The 15,997-nt window shown below is 75.3% G+C and carries 15 protein-coding genes; 6 read left to right on the plus strand and 9 right to left on the minus strand.

Annotated elements, in window-relative coordinates; all coding sequences use genetic code 11:
• The first annotated feature begins 41 nt into the window (after positions 1-41).
• The 4 genes from JQN84_RS20195 to JQN84_RS20210 are packed head-to-tail and all read left to right on the plus strand — an operon-like array spanning position 42 to position 3,443.
• A complete protein-coding gene (locus JQN84_RS20195) occupies positions 42-935 on the plus strand; it encodes an ABC transporter ATP-binding protein (RefSeq protein ID WP_204960003.1) in 894 nt (297 codons plus the stop codon).
• A 1-nt stretch (position 936) separates the two neighbouring features.
• Positions 937-1,668, plus strand: a complete 732-nt coding sequence (locus JQN84_RS20200; RefSeq protein WP_204960004.1) for an ABC transporter permease — start codon at positions 937-939, stop codon at positions 1,666-1,668.
• Between the two features lie 21 nt (positions 1,669-1,689).
• Positions 1,690-2,841 carry a sensor histidine kinase gene (locus tag JQN84_RS20205; protein ID WP_204960006.1) on the plus strand — a complete coding sequence of 384 codons (1,152 nt, stop codon included), beginning with the start codon at positions 1,690-1,692 and terminating at the stop codon, positions 2,839-2,841.
• Entirely contained in the window at positions 2,838-3,443 is a 606-nt protein-coding gene (locus JQN84_RS20210) for a response regulator transcription factor (RefSeq protein ID WP_204960008.1), read from the plus strand. Before JQN84_RS20205 ends, JQN84_RS20210 begins: the two co-directional genes overlap by 4 nt.
• A gap of 25 nt (positions 3,444-3,468) precedes the next feature.
• On the opposite strand, the gene JQN84_RS20215 is transcribed toward JQN84_RS20210, so the two are convergent.
• The 6 genes from JQN84_RS20215 to JQN84_RS20240 all read right to left on the minus strand — a co-directional run bounded on the left by JQN84_RS20215 (position 3,469) and on the right by JQN84_RS20240 (position 10,576).
• Positions 3,469-4,065, minus strand: coding sequence for a GNAT family N-acetyltransferase (locus JQN84_RS20215; protein WP_204960010.1), 597 nt, complete (start codon positions 4,063-4,065; stop codon positions 3,469-3,471).
• A gap of 32 nt (positions 4,066-4,097) precedes the next feature.
• A complete protein-coding gene (locus JQN84_RS20220; RefSeq protein WP_204960012.1) occupies positions 4,098-5,204 on the minus strand; it encodes a winged helix DNA-binding domain-containing protein in 1,107 nt (368 codons plus the stop codon).
• A gap of 109 nt (positions 5,205-5,313) precedes the next feature.
• Positions 5,314-7,800: an ABC transporter permease gene (locus JQN84_RS20225; protein WP_204960014.1), complete on the minus strand. Its 2,487-nt coding sequence runs from the start codon at positions 7,798-7,800 to the stop codon at positions 5,314-5,316.
• Positions 7,797-8,594 (minus strand): ABC transporter ATP-binding protein, encoded by a 798-nt coding sequence (locus JQN84_RS20230; RefSeq protein ID WP_204960016.1) that lies wholly within the window; start codon positions 8,592-8,594, stop codon positions 7,797-7,799. The genes JQN84_RS20225 and JQN84_RS20230 overlap by 4 nt, the downstream gene beginning before the upstream one ends.
• Positions 8,595-8,705: 111 nt before the next feature.
• Positions 8,706-9,362, minus strand: coding sequence for a response regulator transcription factor (locus JQN84_RS20235; protein WP_204960018.1), 657 nt, complete (start codon positions 9,360-9,362; stop codon positions 8,706-8,708).
• Positions 9,350-10,576, minus strand: a complete 1,227-nt coding sequence (locus JQN84_RS20240) for a sensor histidine kinase (RefSeq protein WP_204960020.1) — start codon at positions 10,574-10,576, stop codon at positions 9,350-9,352. The genes JQN84_RS20235 and JQN84_RS20240 overlap by 13 nt, the downstream gene beginning before the upstream one ends.
• A gap of 170 nt (positions 10,577-10,746) precedes the next feature.
• On the opposite strand from JQN84_RS20240, the gene JQN84_RS20245 reads away from it, so the two are divergent.
• Positions 10,747-10,965, plus strand: a complete 219-nt coding sequence (locus JQN84_RS20245; RefSeq protein ID WP_204960022.1) for a hypothetical protein — start codon at positions 10,747-10,749, stop codon at positions 10,963-10,965.
• Between the two features lie 84 nt (positions 10,966-11,049).
• Here the strand turns inward: JQN84_RS20245 and JQN84_RS20250 are convergent, their stop codons facing one another.
• The 3 genes from JQN84_RS20250 to JQN84_RS20260 all read right to left on the minus strand — a co-directional run bounded on the left by JQN84_RS20250 (position 11,050) and on the right by JQN84_RS20260 (position 13,716).
• The gene (locus tag JQN84_RS20250) at positions 11,050-12,051 is read right to left on the minus strand and encodes a HEAT repeat domain-containing protein (RefSeq protein ID WP_204960025.1); all 1,002 of its coding nucleotides are present in this window, start codon (positions 12,049-12,051) and stop codon (positions 11,050-11,052) included.
• A 6-nt stretch (positions 12,052-12,057) separates the two neighbouring features.
• Positions 12,058-12,717, minus strand: coding sequence for a HEAT repeat domain-containing protein (locus JQN84_RS20255; RefSeq protein WP_204960027.1), 660 nt, complete (start codon positions 12,715-12,717; stop codon positions 12,058-12,060).
• A 96-nt stretch (positions 12,718-12,813) separates the two neighbouring features.
• Entirely contained in the window at positions 12,814-13,716 is a 903-nt protein-coding gene (locus JQN84_RS20260) for a bile acid:sodium symporter family protein (RefSeq protein WP_204960029.1), read from the minus strand.
• A 257-nt stretch (positions 13,717-13,973) separates the two neighbouring features.
• Between JQN84_RS20260 and JQN84_RS20265 the strand changes: the two genes are divergently transcribed.
• Positions 13,974-15,989: a phage tail sheath family protein gene (locus JQN84_RS20265; RefSeq protein ID WP_204960030.1), complete on the plus strand. Its 2,016-nt coding sequence runs from the start codon at positions 13,974-13,976 to the stop codon at positions 15,987-15,989.
• The last annotated feature ends 8 nt before the right edge of the window (positions 15,990-15,997 follow it).

Raw genomic sequence — 15,997 nt, forward strand, 5'->3', positions numbered from 1 at the left:
GGCTCTGCCCCGCCGGTCCCCGACTGCCTAGCGTGACAGGCATGGATGACACTGCGGTACGCCTGACCGGGCTCACCCGGCGGTTCGGCCCCGTCCGGGCCGTCGACGGGATCGACCTGACCATCGCGTCGGGCAGCACGGTCGCCCTGCTCGGCCCCAACGGTGCCGGCAAGACGACCACCCTCTCGCTCCTGCTCGGCCTCGCCCCACCCGACGCCGGAACGGTGACGCTGTTCGGCCGGTCACCGGGCGAGGCGGTCCGGGCCGGCCAGGTCGGGGCGATGGTGCAGGACGCCGGTTTCGTCCCCGGTGCCACCGTGCGGGACCTGGTCGCCCTCGCCCGGGGGTTGTATCCCCGGCCGCTGGACACCGCCCGGGTGCTCGCGCTGGCCGGGCTGACCGACCTGGCCGACCGCCGGCTGGACCGGCTCTCCGCCGGCGAGACGCAGCGGGCGCGGTTCGCCTTCGCGTTGGCCGGTGACCCGGACCTGCTGGTCCTGGACGAGCCCGGCGCGGCGCTGGACGTCGCCGCCCGGCAGGCGTTCTGGGCGGCGATCCGCCGGTACGCCGCCGACGGTCACACCGTCCTGTTCAGCACCCACCACCTGCACGAGGCCGACGAGTACGCCGACCGGGTGGTGCTGCTGGCCGGCGGGCGGGTGGTGGCCGACGGCCCGCCCGCCGAGATCCGGGCGGTGGCCGGCGGCCGTACGGTGGCCTTCGACCTCGCCGACGGGTCGGTGGCGGGCCTCGACCTGCTGCCCGGCGTCCGGTCGGTCCAGGTCCGGGGCGGTCGGGTGGCGCTCACCACCGACGACGCCGACGCCACCGTGCTGGCCCTGGCCGCCGACCGGGGCTTCCGGGGCCTGGAGGTCACCGGCGTCGGGCTGGAGGCGGCCTTCCTCACCCTCACCGCCGCGGAAGGGAACCACTGACATGCGCGCCTATCTGCACTTCGAGCTACGCCGTCTGGCCCGGGACCCGCGGCTGGCGCTGTTCACCGTGCTGGGCCCGGTCGTCACCTACATGATCTTCTCGGGCCTGCTGCCGGCGGGTGACCGGCTGGAGGGCGTCACCGCCGCCGCCGCGCTCATGGTCGGCCTGGCCGGCTACGGCGCGATGGCCGGGGTGCTCTCGGTGGGCTCGTCGGTGGCCCAGGAACGCGCGGTGCGCTGGCTGCACCAACTGCGGGTCACCCCGCTGTCCCCCCGCCGGGTGGTCGCGGTGAAGGCCCTGGTCAGCACCGTGAGCGGGGTGCCGTCGCTGATCGCGGTGGGCATCGCCGGCCGCCTCCAGCACCACGTCGAGCTGCCCGCCGGCAGGTGGGCGGCCCTGCTGGTGCTGATGTGGGTCGGCACGGTGCCGTTCGCGCTGCTCGGGCTCGCCATCGGGTACGGCCTCACCCCGCAGCTCGCCCAGCCGGTCAACTTCCTCGCCTTCCTCACCCTGTCGGCGCTCGGCGGACTGCTGGTGCCGGCGGCGTACTTCCCCGACCTGCTGCGGCACCTGGCGCACACGCTGCCGACGTACCGGTTCGCCGAACTCGGTTGGCGTACGGCGGCCGGCCTGGCCCCCGACCCGACCGGACTGACGGTGCTCGCCGGGTGGACGGTGGCCTTCGGCGTACTCGCCGCGGTGGCGTACCGCCGGTCGACCGCGCGTCGCTGAGATCCCGCTACGGTGTCGACCATGTCCGGTGCCACGATCGCGGCTCCCGCCACCGGCCGCCGCCGGCGGGGATTGCTGCTGGTGGCGTCGCACACGCTCTGGTTCTGGCTGCTGCTGCCACCGTCCACCGCGATCGCCCACGGGCAGGTACGCCCGACGGCGGTCGCAGCGGCCGGGCTGGTCACCTTCGCGCTGCTCTACCTCGCGCTGGTGGCGGTGCCGGTGGCCGACCTGGTGGTACCGCCCGTGCTGTTCCACCTCGGCCTGCTGGTGTTCGCGGCGCTCGGGGTGGGCCTCGCGGGCGCGTACGCCGGCGGCCCGGAGGGCTGGCTGATCCTGCTGACGTACGTCGCGACGGCCGGTGCGGTCGGGCTGGTCCGGCCGGTGCAGGGGTTCGCCTGGGTCGGCGGCAGTGCCGTTGCCGTCCTGACGATCGGGCTGGCGCACCGGGTGCCGGTCGGTGACATCGCCGCCTCGGCACTGATCACGGTGCTGGCAGGCGCCATGACCCTGGCGTTCACCCGGACGGCCCGACTGGTGGCGGAGCTGCGCCGCGCCCAGCAGGAGCTGGCCCGGACGGCGGTCGAGCAGGAACGGCTACGGTTCGCCCGGGACCTGCACGATCTGCTCGGCCACACACTGTCACTCGTGGTGGTGAAGGCGGAGGTGGTACGCCGGCTCGCCCCGGCCGATCCGGGGCGGGCAGCGGCCGAGGCCCGGGACATCGAGCGCATCGGCCGTACCGCGCTCGCCGAGGTACGCGAGGCGGTCACCGGTTACCGGGACCGCAGCTTCGGACGGGAACTGGACGGTGCCCGGACCGCCCTCGCCGACGGGGGAATCACCGTCACCGTGCGGCAACCCGGTCGGCCGCTGCCGGTGGAGGCGGACGACGCGTTCGGCTGGGTGCTGCGGGAAGGAGTGACGAACGTGCTGCGGCACAGCCACGCGTCGCGGTGCGAGATCGAGGTGCGCGCCGACGCCGAGGAGTCGGTGCTGACCATCGGCGACGACGGTGTCGGCAGCCGGGTCGAGCCGGGCAACGGCCTGCGGGGTCTCACCGAGCGGCTCGCACGGGCCGGCGGGGAACTGCACGTCACCTCCGTCCGTGGCGGCGGACTGCGGCTCACCGCCCGGATTCCCACCGGCCCGGACGGGTCGGCGCGCGGATGATCCGGCTGCTGCTCGCCGAGGACCAGGGCATGATGCGGGGCGCACTGGCCCTGCTGCTCAACCTCGAACCCGACATGGAGGTGGTGGCCGAGGCCGGCACCGGCACCGCCGCGTTGGCGGCGGCGCTGCGGGTCCGCCCCGACGTGGCCCTGTTGGACATCGAGATGCCCGGCGGCAGCGGGCTGGACACCGCAGCGGCGTTGCGGCGGCAACTGCCCTCCTGCCGGGTCCTGATCCTCACCACCTTCGGGCGACCCGGCTACCTGCGCCGGGCGATGGAGGCCGGGGCGCGGGGATTTCTGGTCAAGGACGGACCGGTGGAGGAGCTGGCGGTGGCGGTCCGACGGGTGCTTGCCGGTGAGCGGGTGGTCGATCCGGCGCTGGCGGCGGCGGCCCTGGCGACCGGCCCGAACCCGCTCACCGAACGGGAACGGGAGGTGCTCGCCGCCGCCGTGGACGGTGCCACGGTGGCTGACGTCGCCGCCCGGCTGCACCTGTCGGAGAGCACGGTCCGCAACTACCTGTCGGCGGCGATCGGCAAGACGGGCACCCGCAACCGGATCGAGGCGGCCCACACCGCCCGCGCCAACGGCTGGCTCTGACCGCCCCTGGCCCGGGGTGCCGGTGTCAGCCGGCTGGTCGATCGCCCCGGATGCGGGCGTGCAGGTGCATGTCGTGCCGACCGTCGGCGTGCACGGCGTCGCTGCGCTTGGTGCCCTCCAGCAGGAACCCGGCGCGCAGCGCGGTCCGGCAGGAGGCGACGTTACGGGTCGAGTGGTCCAGGTGCAGCCGGTGGAAGCCCGCCCCGTCCAGCGCCCAGTCGCCAAGCGCCGTCAACGCCCGGGAGGCCACCCCCGCCCGGCGGGCGGCGGGAAGCACCCAGTACGCGCACCCGGCGACACCGTCATCGAGATCCATACTGGTCAGGGCGATCCGGCCGAGCACCTCGACGCCGTCGCGGGTCACCGCCCAACTGGCACCGGTCTCCCGCGCCCAGGCCTGCTGGTATTCCACGAACCACTGCCGGACCTGACTCTCGGAGGCAGGATGACGGGTGTGCCAGTGCCGGATCTCCGGATCCCGGTAGGCGGCCAGGAACACCGGGGCGTCGGACGGCTCCCAGGGACGCAGGACCAGGCCACCCGACGCGGTGAGGGTCGGCTGCACACCGGCGGCGACGGCCCCGGCGGGGATGGCCGGTGGTGTGGAAAGGGGGACCCGCACGCCTCATCCTCCCCCGCTGCCGTGGGCCGGTGTCAAACTCCGCCCGGCACGTCGACGTCGACGTCGACCCGGGCGAGGTCCCGGTGGGCGGCGAGGCGTTGCGCCTGCGCGACGATGCCGTCGTGGACGGCGGCGGACAGCTTCCGCCACGGCTGGACGGCGAGTGTCAGCGTCCGGCCGGCCTTGCGGGGCCGCCAGGTGCCGACGATCTCACCGCCGGCCAGGACGGCCCCGGGGCGGCCCAGCACCGGCCACAGCTGCTTGGCGTGGGCCGCGTCCGGCACCAGGGTCGCCCGGTCCCGCGCCTGCAGGAAGAGGTCGTACGGGCCGAGCAGGCGCACGGCCGTGGTGTCGGCGACAGCGGCGAGCGCCGGCTCGTCGGCGGCGAGCAGCGAGCGGGCCTCCCCGTCGACCCGTACCTCGACCACGTCCTGCGGCCAGCGGGCCCGCACCTCCCGGACCGGGGCGTCGAGGTAGTCGGCGACCTGCCTGGGGGTGGCCGGGCCGAGCAGCCGCAGGTAGGCGCGGACCAGGTCGAACCGGTCGCCGGGCGGGGCTGGCCGGGTGAACCCGGGGATGCGGTGCAGCACCGGCGGCGAGGTGCCGGGACGCAGCTCCAGCCCGGCCCGCACGGCCGCCAGCCGGAACGGCATCTCGTAGAGGTGGGTGGCGGCGCAGGGACGACAGAACCGCAGGTAGGGCTCGGGCAGCAGCTCGGCCAGCCGCCCGGAGACGTCGCCCTTGACCGTCGGGGTGGTGACCACGGCCCGCATCCGCGCGGCCACCTCGTCGAGGGCGGCCAGGTTGCCGATGCCGGCGGCCTTCAGTGGCCGGGCGGCGTCGTAGATGCGTTTGCCCGCGTCGGCGTCGGAGTACGGCGCGATCGCCCCCGCCACCTCGGCCACGTCGGCGCGACGGTAGAGGTGCGGCGCGCCGCGGACGGTCCAGAGCAGGACCAGGTCGTCAACGACCGGTGCCGTGACCTCGACCCCGCGCAGCGCCAGGGCCCACCGGCCGCCGTCCGGGCCGGTGTCCTGCACCCCGAGGTCGAGCACGGCGGTGTCCGCGAACGTGCCCCCGGCCCGGTCGAGTTGCTGCGCGTGGACGCGGAACTGCACCACCTGCCGCCGGTCGATCATCCGGCCAGCCTAGGCGGCACGCCCGACAGAACCCGGCACGCCCGGCCCGGACCAGCCGACGGCCCCCACCCGGCACCTCCCGGTGCCGGGTCGGGGCCGGTACCCGCCGCTACTCCTTCAGGCCGATGTGGTCGATGGGCGCGGCCCGCAGCAGCCGCCGGACCGGCCACACCGTCGTCGCCAGCGCCAGCAGGGCGACCCCGCCGAGCACCGCCACCGCGCCCAGCGGCGGCACGTACGGCACCGGGCTGCCGGTCAGCGCGGCGACGATCGCGCTCAGCGTCAACGCCGCGAGCGTCGCGCCGATCAGCACCGCGCTGCCGAGCAGCCCGACCTGCTCGGCGTGGACCATCCTGCGGATCTGCCGCCGGGTGACCCCGACCAGCCGCAGCAGTGCCAGTTCACGGCGGCGGGCCAGCGCGGCCAGCACCATCGTGGTGGCCGAGGCCAGCGCCGCGTAGCCCACCAGCACACCGATCAGCAGCCGGTTCAGCCAGGCGCCCAGCGCCAGGTCGGTGCCGATCAGCCGGGTCCGGGTGGCCGCGTCGCGCACCTGCCCGCCCGGCTGCCCGGCGGCCCAGGCGGCCAGCGGCGCGTCGGCGGCCGGATCGGCGCGGACCAGGATCTCGTCGACGGTGGTCCCGGCGGTGTGCCCGGCGACCGTCCCGGTGGCCAGCGTGACGTCACCGAAGCCGAGGCCCCGGCCGTAGACCGCCACGACCCGCAGGGTGACCGGGGTTCCGTCGCCCAACCACAGGTCCGCCCGGTCGCCGACCCGCCACCCGGACGCGGACGCCTGCAACGCGGACAACGCGACCGCGCCCATGGTCAGGTCCTTCAGGTCGCCGTCACGCACGTCGAGGTCCATCGTGTCGGTGAGGCCGACCGGGTCGACGGCCTGCGCGGGGACCGACGTGATGCCGTCGAGCGACGACCGCACCACCACCTGGGTCCGCCGTACCCCGGTGGCGGCCCGCACCCCGGGCAACGCGCGGACCTGGCCGGCGGCGTCGGCGGGCAGCCCGCCCGGCGCGGTCAGCACCTGCCCGGCGAGCGTCCCCGCGCCGCTCTGGGCGACGGTCTGCCGTTCCAGGTTGGTCTGGAAGAACCAGACCGAGCCACCGAGGCCGACGGCCAGCACCAGGAACGTCAGCACCGTCGCCGTCCCCCGGGCGGTGGCCCGCAGGTTCGCCGCGGCCAGGTAGCCGCCGACCCCCCAGAGGCGGGGCAGCGCCGGGGTGAGCAGCCGCGCGACGTACCCGTTGATCCACGGGGCGAGCAGCCCCACCGCGACGACGAACAGGTAGAGCATGCCGACCACGCCGGCCAGCGCGGCCGTCGAACCCGTGCCGCCGGCGGCGACCGCCCCGGACGAGACGGCGCCGGCCAGCGTCAGGCCACCGGCGACCAGCCGCACCAGGCCCGGAGGGCGGGATTCGACGGCACTCTCGCCGAGCGCCTCGACCGGCTTGATCGCGGTGACCCGACGCACGGCGACCAGGGCGGCGAGCACCGCCACCAGCACCGCCGTGCCGGCGGCGGCCGGCACCGCGAGCAGACCGCCGGCCATCGGGAAACCGGCCGGGACGAAGCCCCGGTCGACCAGCTCACCATGCACCCAGCGGGCGGCCAGCAGGCCGGCGGGCCCGCCGAGCGCGGCGGCGACCAGGGCGAGCAGGGCGGCCTCGGCGAGCAGCAGCCGACGCACCTGGCCCGGGGTGGCCGCGATCGCCCGCAGCAGCGCCAGGTTCCGGCGGCGGTGCCGGACGGAGAGCCCGATGGTGCCGGCCACCACGAACACGACCAGCAGGATGACGTACCCGCCGAAGGTCGAGCCGATGGTGACCAGCAGGCTCCGGGCGGCCAGCTCCGCCGGCTGCTCCACGGTGCCCCGGTCGACGCCGACGTGGACGGTGGCACCGGTGGGCGTGGCGACCCGGCGGACCGCGTCGGCGACCGCGCCGGGGTCGACGTCGGGGGCGAGCCGCACACCGATCGCGTCCACCCGGCCCGGGTGCGCGGACAGCCGGGCCGCCTGCGCGTCGGTGAAGAACACCGCGTCGGTGCCGGTGTCGACGGTGGCGCTCACCCGGTGGGGCCGGGCGACCCCGCCGACGACCAGGTCGATCCGGTCGCCGGCCGACGCGCCGAGCCGGACGTCGACCGCCACCTCGTCGTCGGCGCGGGGCGCGACGCCCGTGGTGACCGGCCGGCCGGCGAAGGCGTACGTGCCCCAGCCGTGTCCGACGGCCGGGGGCACGCCGATCGGCACCCGGTCGTCGGCTGTGACGTCCGCGACGCCGGGCAGCCGACGGACGCGTTCCACCAGGGCGGCGTCCACCGTGCCGCCCTCGGGCAGGGCGACGGTGCTGGTGGTGGTGTCGCCACCGAGCTCCCGCGTCCGCTGGCTGAGCGTGGGGTGGGCGACGATCAGGTCGGCCGTCGCCCAGAGCCGTGGCTCCGGCCGCCACCGCAGCCCGGACTCGACGAGGGTGCCCATGGCGACCAGGATCGTCACCCCGGCGAGCAGGGCGAGCAGCGTCGCGACGGCCGGGCCGGCCCGGTGGCGCAGCAGCCGGGCGGCGAGCCGGATCATCGGGCGGCCCGCCCGTCCAGCGCCGCCAGCCGTTCGGCGATCCGGGCCGCCCCGAGCTGCGGCAGATCGGCGACGATCAGGCCGTCGGCCAGCACCAGCACCCGGTCGGCGTAGGACGCGGCGACCGGGTCGTGGGTCACCATCACCACGGTCAACCCGTGCTCGTCGACGATCGCGCGCAGCAGCGTCAGCACCTGTGCCGCGGTGTGCGAGTCGAGCGCCCCGGTGGGCTCGTCGCAGAAGACCACCTCGGGTCGGGTGGCGAGCGCGCGGGCGATCGCCACCCGTTGCTGCTGGCCGCCGGAGAGCTCGGCCGGACGGTGGCGCAGCCGGTCGGTGAGCCCGACCCGTGCCACCACCCGGTCCAGCCAGGCCCGGTCGGGGCGGACCCCGGCCAGCCGCAGCGGCAGCACGATGTTCTCCTCGACGGTCAGCGCGCCGATCAGGTTGAACGCCTGGAAGACGAACCCCATCCGGGTCCGCCGCAGCTCGGTCAGCCGGGTCTCGGACAGCGTCGACAGGTCGGTGCCGCCGAGGACGACCTGGCCGGAGGTGGGCCGGTCGAGCCCGGCGGCGACGTGCAACAGGGTGCTCTTACCGGACCCCGAGGGGCCCATCACGGCGGTGAAGGTGCCCCGGTCGAAGCCGACGTCGACCCCGGCCAGCGCGGTCACCGGGCTGGAGCCGGACGGGTAGACCCGGGTGAGCCGGGCGACGCGCACCGCCGTGCCGACGGGCCCCGCCGGGTCGGCGGTCCGTACGGGGTCGATGGGGTGTGCCGGATGGACTGGCATCCTGGTGGCCTCTTCCGTGTCAGCGGGTGTGTACTGCGCGCACCAGGAACGCTATGCAGGTGGAGGACCGGGAACCATCCAGCGGGCTGCCCGACCGGGGTACCGCAGGCGCTACCCCCGGCCGCCGTCGAGGTGGCGCAGCACCGCGGTGACCCGGCGGTCGACCCGGTCGTCCGGGGGGAGCTGGAGCTTGGCGAAGATGCTGCGGATGTGCTTGTGCACCGCCCCGTCGGTGACGAACAGGCGCTCGGCGATCGCCGTGTTGCCGAGCCCTTCGGCCATCAGCCCCAGCACCTCACGCTCGCGCGGCGACAGCTCGGCCAGCGCGGTGTCCGAGCGACGGTTGCGGGCCAGCAACTGCCCGACCACCTCCGGGTCGATCACGCTGCCGCCGTCGGCGACCCGGTGCAGCGCGGCGAGGAACTCCTCCACCCGGCCCACCCGCTCCTTGAGCAGGTAGCCGAGCCCGACCGCGCCGACGGAGAACAGGTCGGTGGCGAACGCCTGCTCGACGTACGCCGAGAGGACCAGCACCGCGAGGCCGGGCCGGCGGCGACGGGCCTCCACCGCGGCCACGATGCCCTCGTCGGTGTGCGTCGGCGGCATCCGCACGTCCACGATCGCCACGTCCGGCGTGTGGGTGTCGACGGCCGACAGGAACTCACCCGGGGTGCCCGCCGTGGCGACCACGTCCAGGTCCTCCGCCCGCAGCAGCAGCGCCAGCCCCTCCCGCAGCAGCGGGTCGTCCTCGGCGATCACGATCCGCACGGCAACTCCACCTCCAGTCTCGTCGGCCCTCCCGGTGGGCTGGTCAACATCATCCGGCCGTCGTACGCCCCGACCCGCCGACGGATGCCGGTCAGCCCCGAGCCCCGGGTCTCGTCGGCGTCGCCGTGCCCGTCGTCGGTGACGGTCACCAGTAGCCGGTCCTGCCGGCGGCGGACGGTCACGTCGACCCGGCCGGCGCCACTGTGCCGGACCACGTTGGTCAACGCCTCCGCCACCACGAAGTAGGCGGTGGCCTCCACCGAGACGGCGCAGCGTACCGGCACGTCGACGGTGAGCCGGCAGGGCACCGCGCAGTCACCGGCCAGGCCGGCCAGGGCGCCGGTGAGGCCCCGGTCGTCCAGCACCGGCGGCAGGATGCCCCGCACCACCGTACGCAGTTCGCCGAGCGCCTGTTCCGCCGCGTCCTGCGCCTGCCCGAGGATCTCGTCGGCCCGGTCCGGGTCCCGCCGCACCGCCCGACGGGCCGCCCCCAGCAGCACGTTGACCGCGACCAGCCGGTTCTGGGTGCCGTCGTGCAGGGAGCGTTCGATGCGGCGCAGTTCGACCGCGTGGGCGTCCAACGCCGCGGCCCGGGTGGCGGTCAGCTCGGCGACCCGCAGCGACAGGTCGAAGCCCGGCGGCGGGGGCAGCAGCCACCGTCCCGGCCGGGCCTGGAGGCGGGCCAGCGCCGGGACGAACGCGAGCGTGGCGGCCAACCAGCCGAACCCGAGCAGCCCGACCATCAACGCCTCGCCCAGCCCGTCGATGCGCCACCAGACGATCCCCGGCGCGCCGGCCTCGGGTGGCAGCAGCCGGTACCACAGCGGGAACGTGAGGTCCTGCACGGCGTAGAGCGGCATGCTCAGGCCGAGCAGCCCGCCGATCAGGCCGGTGACCGCGTGCAGCGCGACCCAGCCGAGTTCCCGGCGGACGAACGGGTCGCGTGCCGCCACCCGCAGCTCGGTCGGCACCGGGCCCGGGGCGGGGACCGGCGCGCCCCAGCGGGACAGCCGGGCCCGCTCACGGTCGGCCACCGCGCGTACCGTCCGCAGCGTGCCGGGTACCGCAGGCAGCCCCACCCAGACCAGACAGGCCGTCGCCACGACGATCAGTTGGAGCAGGGTGGCCAGCGCCAGCAGCGCGGTGCCGAGCCCGCCGACGAGACGGGCGACGGCGTCGACGGTGGCCCGGGCCCGGTCCCGCAGGTGTGTCATCGGAAGACCTCCCGCGCCAACATAGGCCACCGGTCGCCCGGCCCGGCACCGTCGGTGCGGAAAGTACCGCCTGCTGTACCACCGTCGGTCGTGCTGGCGGGATCGTGTCCGGCCCACCGCAGCGCCTAGCGTCGACCTGGTCGAACACCGGCCCGTCCGAGGAGGCAGCCATGACCGATCCGTACCGCATCGCCGACGCCCCGACCCGACCGCCGCAGCCGGCGGCCGACCGGCTCCGCCCGCTGCTGGGGCTGGCGCTGGCCGTCAGCGTCGTGGCGAACGTGGTGCTGACGACCGTGCTGGACAACCAGTGGGCCGGCTCGGCGTGCGGCCTGCTGGCGGTGCTCTGCGCCGGGACGCTGATCGCCCGGCACCGCCGCACCCGGTGACCGACGCCGGGGCCCGCCACCGGTCCGGGGGCGGTGGCGGGCGCGGGCACCCGTCGGGTGGTCGGGACGTGCCGGGGTCGTCGGTCACGGTTCCCGGTCGCGGAGCATCAGCACGTACGTCGCGGTGAGCGCCACCGGGCGGTCCGGGTCGGCCGCCAGTTCCGCCAGGGCCCGCGACGCCCGCTCCCCCGGGATGCCGGCGAGCGCCTGGGTCAGCCGACGGCGTACCGGCGACGCGACGGAGTCACCGGTGAGGCCCGCGACGAGCGCGGCGGCGATCCGGTCGGCCGATCCGGTGTCGACGGCCAACGCGGCCAGCACGTCGGCGGCCTCGACGTCGTTCGCCTCCTGCACGACCATGTCGACGAGCGTCGCGACGGCCTCGGGCACGCCCCGGGCACCGAGCGCGAGCGCCGCGCACCTGCGGACCGTCACGTCGTGGTGGGCGAGGGCGTCGCGCAGCAGCGCGGTCGCGGCGTCGTGCGGGATCTCCACGAGGCACCGCACCGCGCGCTCGCGTACCGTCGCCACGGGCGCGTCGAGCCCCTGCGCCAGTAGCGGCAGTCCCGCCCCGCCGGCCCGCGCCACCGCCCACCGCAGCGCCCCGGCCACGTTCGGGTCGGGTTCGCCCAGCGCCGCCTCCACCAGGGCCTCCACCGCGACCGCCCCGGCCGGGGCCAGCGCGGCCCGTTGCCGCCGCCCCGCGTGCGGCGAAGCCAGGGCCCGCAACAACGCGACGGTCCGCAGGACATCGGTCCAGTCGGCCGGCTCGGCGGCGTCGATGCGCTCCAGCCGGGTGAGTAGCCGCGTCTCGTCGGCGATCCGTGCCCGGGTCCGCCGGATCAGGTCGTCGACGAGCGTCGTCGGGGTGAAACCCGGATCGTCGAGCGCCTGCCCCACCGCACGCAGCGACAACCCCAGCGACCGCAGGCTCTCGATGTGGAAGATCCGCCGGACGTCCGCACCTGAGTACTCGCGGTAGCCCGCGCCGGTGCGTCCGCCCGGCCGTACCAGGCCGAGCGACTCGTAGTGCCGCAGCATCCGGACGCTGAGCCCGCAGCGCCGTGCCACCTCACCGATCAGCACCGCCACTCACCCCTGCCGGTCGGCGTGGCCGAGCGCCACGACCCGCTTCGCCTCCTCGATCGAGAACGCGAAGCCGGCGTCCGGGTCACGCATCAGCTGCCGGGTGGCGGCCGCGTGGGCCCGTACCCGGGGGTCGGGGTGGGACGCGGCGGCGTCCAGCACCGGCGTGACGACCTCGCCGAGAGCGGCCAGGGCACGGGCCAGGCTCAGCCACGTCCCCCGGTCGCCCCGCCCCAACTGGGTGGTGAGGATCGCGGCCAGGCCGGCTTCGGCGCCGGACGGCACCAGCGCGACCGCGGCCCGCCAGGCCGCTCGCGCCACCTCGTCGTCGGCGTCGGTGAGCAGCGCCACGGTGAGCGCCGGCCAGGCCGCCCTGTCCCCGATCTTGGACAGGGTGTGCAACGCCTGGCTGCGGGCCTGCGCCTGCGGGGACCGGAGTTCGGCGACCAGCCGGGGGACCGTCACCGCCGCAGGGTGCCTGGTGAGCGCCCAGGTCAGCATCTCGCGTACCGAGAAGTCCGGTTCCACCGCGCACCGGGCGACGAGCGGGTCGACGTCGCGCGGGTCGGGGGCGCTGCCCAACGCGAGCGCCACCCGTAGCCGTACCGACGGGTCGCCGCCCGCCAACCCCCGTGTCCGGTCCGTGTACGCCGCCGACCCGGTCATCGTGACCACCTCCGGGTCACAGTGAAGACCCTGCCACCGTGTCAGGGTCAAGCCGGTCCGGGGCGGGCATGGTGACTGTCGGCGCGACCCGCCGGGTCAGTGGGCCCGCTGCGGCGTCGCCCCGGTCGGGGTCGACGCCCCGGCCGGGCGGCGGGAGACGAGCACCCCGAAGGCCGCTGCCGTGAAGAACATGAGGCTGCCGTAGACCACGGACGGCATCGCCATCGTGGCGTTGTCCAGCAGCGTCGGGCTCATCCCGATGGTGATGGCCAGGGTGGCGTTGTGCAGGCCGATCTCGAACGAGGAGGCGACCGAGTCGCGGTGCCCGGCCCGCAGCAGGCGCGGCGCGAGGTACCCGACGGCGAGGCTGACCAGGTTGAACAGGGCGACGATCACGATGATCTCCCCGAGGGTTGCCAGCACGTCGTCCCTGATGCCGAGCACCGCACCCACGATGACCACGGCCAGCACCAGGACGGAGACGACCTTCACCGGTCGGTGCATCCGGGCGGCGAACGTGGGGAGCCGACGCCGCAGCAGCATCCCGATCGCGATCGGGACGAGCACCAGCGCGAAGACCTGGACCACCTTGCCGAACTGGAGACCGATCGTGGCGTCCGCACCGGCGAAGCCGGCCACCGACAGGTTGACGATCAGCGGGAGGGTGAACAGCGCCAGCACCGAGTTGATCGCGGTCAGCGACACGTTGAGCGCGACGTTGCCCCGGAACAGGTGACTGTAGAGACCGGCCGTGCTGCCACCCGGCGAGGCCGCCAGCAGCATCATCCCCACCGCCAGCTCCGGCCGCAGGTCGAAGGCGGTCACCAGGCCCAGGCAGAGCACCGGCAGGAGCAGCATCTGACACCCGAGGCAGATCAGCACGACCCGGGGGTGGCGGGCCACCCGGCGGAAGTCCTCCACGGTCAGGCTGAGGCCGATGCCCAACATGACGATGCCGAGCGCGACCGGGAAGAGGGCGAGCGACAACCCGGAACCCATGAATCCACCACCCTCCCGGGAGAAAACTGGCTTGTCTCGTTGGAGGATGGCACCGCAGGTGTCCCCGGGCACCTCCCGGCATGCGCACCCGTGACCGTCAAGGCCGCAACCAGCGCCGCGCACCCGCCCCGACCAGGCAACTAGGCGGCCCGGGGTGTCGGGTAGTTGTCGCGGCGCAGTCGGGTGCCCGCTAGAGGTGGGCGCGGCGTGAGCGGAGTGTGACACCAGCCGACCCGCCACTGCGAGACGAGGTAGCCATGCCCGTCACCCCGACCTATCCCGGCGTGTACATCGAGGAAGTCGCGAGTTCCGTCCGCCCCGTGATCGGTGTGGCGACCGGGGTGGCCGCCTTCGTGGGATACGTCCGGACCGGACCGGAGAACCGGGCCGTCCGGGTAAACACCTTCGGCGAGTTCGAACGCCGGTTCGGCGGGGTCGACCGGGACTCCGAACTCAGCCTGGCCGTGCAACAGTTCTTCCGCAACGGCGGGGCCGCCGCCCTGGTCGTGCGGGTGCCCCGGGCCGACGCCCGGGCCGCCTCGGTGACCCTGCTGGACAAGGTCGGCGTCGGGGCGAAGTCCGCGCTGCTGCTGGACGCGACGAGCACCGGCGCGTGGGGCAGCGGACTGCTCGTCGACGTCGACCACGACGGCGTCGCCGACGCCACGTCGTTCAACCTGACCGTCACCGACACCGCCACCGGCGACACCGAACGGTTCACCGGGCTGTCCGCCGACCCGGCCAGCGCCGCGTACGCGGTGGCCCTGCTCAACGACCCGGACCGGGGTTCGGCGCTGGTCCGGGCACGCGCCGGGGCCGCCGGGGCGGGCCGGCCGACGCCCAGCGGCACGGCCGGCACGGCGCTGGGCACCCCCACCGTGGACGCCGCGAGGAACTACCGGCTCACCGTGCAACCCGACCGGCCCACCAAGCCGGACCCGAACGACCCGGCCAAGACCGTGCCGGCGGTCGCCCCGGTGACCGTGACCGTGCTGGACAAGGGCGAGCGGTTGCCGTCGTCCCCCGCCGGGGTGGCCGCGCTGCTGCAACGGAAGGTCAACGCCGCGTTGGGCGCCGCCGACGGCGCGGCCGGCCTGCGGGTCCGGGTGGCCCCCACCGCCGCCGGCGGGCTGCGTCTCCTCGGCGACGTGGACACGGTGGTCGCCCCGACGGCGGTGGACGCGGCCTTCACCGTCGCGGGGGTCTCCCCCGCCGGGGACGTCGCCGACGGCGCGGCCCTGCTGGGCCTGGCCGGGACGACCGCCAACGTCGGCCGGTTCAGCCCGCTCGGCGTCAAACGGCTCGGCCAGGGTGACCTCGTCACCGGCTCCGACGGCAGTGTCCTGCCCGGCACCGGCGCGCTGATCGGCAGCGAGGCCGCCTACACCGGCATCTACGCGCTACTCAAGACCGACCTGTTCAACCTGCTCTGCATCCCCGACGCCACCCGTGCCCGGCACGGCAACCCCGCCGCCATCGACAACGGGCTCGACCCGGAGGCCGTCTGGTCGGCCGCCTACGACCTCTGCGAGCGCCGCCGGGCGGTCCTGCTGGTCGACCCGCCGCCCGGGGTGGACGACCCGGACCGCGCCCTGGACTGGATCAACCAGCTCGGGGTCAAGGGGCCCAACGCGGTGGCCCACTTCCCCCGGCTGCGCATCCCCGACCCCACCGACGGCTTCCGGCCCCGCACCGTCGCCCCCGGCGGCACCCTCGCCGGCCTGTACGCCCGCCAGGACACCGAGCGGGGCGTGTGGAAGGCGCCCGCCGGCACCGAGGCGCAGCTACGCGGGGTGACCAACCTGGTCTATCCGCTGACCGACGCCGAGAATGGGGTGCTCAACCCGTTGGGGCTCAACTGCCTGCGTACCTTCCCGGTGACCGGCACGGTCAACTGGGGGGCCCGCACCACCGCCGGCGCGGACGCGCTGGCCAGCCAGTGGAAGTACACACCGGTGCGCCGGCTCGCCCTGTTCATCGAGGAGAGCGTCTACCGGGGCACCCAGTGGGCGGTCTTCGAGCCCAACGACGAGCCGCTCTGGTCGCAGCTGCGGCTGAACCTGACCTCGTTCATGCAGGACCTGTTCCGCAAGGGCGCGTTCGCCGGGCGGACGCCCCGGGAGGCGTACCTGGTGCGGTGCGACGCGGAGACCACCACCGGCGACGACCGGGACCGGGGCGTGGTCAACGTGGTCGTCGGGTTCGCCCCGCTCAAACCCGCCGAGTTCGTCATCGTGCGGATCCAGCAGCTCGCCGGCCAGAGCCCGTCCTGAGAGGTGTG

It is taken from the genome of Micromonospora humidisoli, from assembly GCF_016900955.1.
GTDB classification, from domain to species: Bacteria; Actinomycetota; Actinomycetes; order Mycobacteriales; family Micromonosporaceae; genus Micromonospora; species Micromonospora wenchangensis.